Origin of the sequence: Herbiconiux daphne (assembly GCF_024979295.1) — a bacterium.
Lineage (GTDB): Bacteria > Actinomycetota > Actinomycetes > Actinomycetales > Microbacteriaceae > Herbiconiux > Herbiconiux daphnes.
In genome coordinates, this window is the sequence record NZ_JANLCJ010000522.1 from 1 (window position 1) to 619 (window position 619).

Genomic DNA, 619 nt, shown 5'->3' on the forward strand with positions numbered 1-619 from the left:
TGGGAGGAAACACCTTGCAATGCTCGCTCGCTTGTCCAATATAGGCAATATTTATTGCCCCCTCTACGCGAGTAAACATCGTACTTCGCGACGGTACGGTAGAACTCAGAAACTAAATTAGCTACTGGTTTACCTCCTGCTTCATCCAGCAGTAAACGATCTTGAAGGACACCACCGAAAATCGCACCAAACAAAGAGTCGTTAAAATCTTCGTAAGTTTGATCTTCATAACCTTCAATAACAGGATTCATCTCAAAGAATCCCATATCGTCGTCACGTTCGTGACCTTGACCACTGGTATAAGCGTGTTGCCGCCATTCAACAGTAGTAGGCTCTTTGAAGCGTTTACCACAACCAACCCAAAAATAGGTGGCAGGTAAAATGCAACTATCCCCTGTTTCACCGGCAAAATAAGGAACGTTATTGTTCCCATATGCAACCAGACGAGATACTAAGAAAGCCACCATAATAGGTTTCCCTACATTATAGTGGAGATGCAAAAACGTCTGCATCTTCTTAGAATCCCAGAACCCGTCTAATTCACGATGAACCATCAGGTAGAACAGGACTCGATCACATGGAACATCCAGTGTACTAACACCGAAGATACCACGCTCTT

At 43.9% G+C, this 619-nt stretch carries 1 protein-coding gene; it reads right to left on the reverse strand.

Features of this window, described 5'->3' with window-relative positions:
• On the reverse strand, positions 1 to 554 hold a 554-nt coding region (locus N1032_RS26225; protein ID WP_259543577.1), incomplete at its 3' end, for a hypothetical protein.
• Positions 555 to 619 lie beyond the last annotated feature (65 nt).